Below are 1360 nucleotides of genomic sequence, written 5' to 3'. Positions count from 1 at the left end.
GATAGAACCGTAGATCCATCACAACAAAATAGCCTAGGTATGCAGTCATATCTCGGTATGGTTCTGTCTAGCGCTGAAGAACCTTATGAAAAAATTGATTTCGAAGACATGCTCGAGTCGCCAGTGAATCAACAGATTCAAGGTGGTTGGATTGCATTTATTCAGCACTACTTTATTTCAGCATGGATTCCCGATTCTGAAGTCGTTCAAACGTATCAAACACGTGTCAAAAATGGTCGTTACTTGATGGGTTATATCAGTCCTGCGACTGTTGTAGCACCTGGCGAGAAAGCAAGTGTCGGTGGGCAACTATATCTTGGCCCTAAGATTATCGATCGGCTTGAAGCAACAGCGAAGAATTTAGACTTAACCGTAGATTATGGCTGGTTATTCTTTGTAGCTTATCCTTTGTTTTTATTGCTAGATTTCTTGCATGGCCTCGTCATGAACTGGGGTGTTGCAATTATCTTGGTAACTGTCGTCGTCAAAGTCTTATTCTTTAAATTATCTGCTGCGAGTTATCGCTCGATGGCCAACATGCGTCGTGTTGCGCCGAAATTACAGCAGCTGAAAGAGCAATATGGTGATGATCGCCAGAAAATGTCTCAGGCGATGATGGATCTTTACCGTAAAGAAAGTATTAATCCGCTGGGAGGCTGTTTACCAATCTTGGTTCAAATGCCGGTGTTTATCGCTCTATATTGGGTGTTGATGGAGAGTGTGCAGCTACGTCATGCGCCATTCTTCTTATGGATTGAAGATTTATCAGTTCAAGATCCTTTCTTCGTGTTACCTATTTTGATGGGCATTAGTATGTTCATTCAAATGCAGTTGAATCCGACCCCCCCTGATCCAATGCAGGCGAAAATTATGAAGATAATGCCTGTGATGATGACTGTATTCTTCTTATGGTTCCCTTCTGGACTGGTTCTTTACTGGTTAGTAAACAACATTTTATCGATAGCACAGCAGTGGTACATCACACGCCAGATTGAGAATGGTGCAAAAGCTTAGGGTATGACGGACTATCATTCTGACACCATCGCGGCGATTGCCACGGCAACGGGCCGTGGTGGTGTTGGCATAGTTCGTATATCAGGAGAAAAGGCGGTTTCAATCGCGCAATCTTTTCTTCGACAATCTCCGACTCCACGCCAAGCGCTTTACAGCACTTTCTTTGATGAAAATGGGCAAGCTATTGATCAAGGCATAGGCCTGTATTTTAAAGCTCCTCATTCGTTTACTGGAGAGGATGTGTTTGAGTTACAAGCACATGGTGGTCCAGTTGTTTTGGATATGCTGCTTAATACTTGTTTGGCTCATGGAGCTCGACTAGCAGAGCCTGGAGAATTTACTCAGC

Annotated in this window: 1 protein-coding gene and 1 pseudogene; both read left to right on the top strand. The window is 43.5% G+C overall.

Annotated features, from left to right (window positions below; genetic code table 11):
- On the top strand, positions 1-1014 hold a 1014-nt coding region (gene yidC / locus A3739_RS25905; RefSeq protein WP_082878622.1), incomplete at its 5' end, for a membrane protein insertase YidC.
- A 3-nt stretch (positions 1015-1017) separates the two neighbouring features.
- Positions 1018-1360, top strand: a pseudogene (locus tag A3739_RS25900) (tRNA uridine-5-carboxymethylaminomethyl(34) synthesis GTPase MnmE); the annotation flags it as partial.

Source organism: Oleiphilus sp. HI0067 (assembly GCF_001635735.1).
Note: the sequence above shows the minus strand (reverse complement) of the source record. Positions and strands in the feature narration are given on the sequence as shown.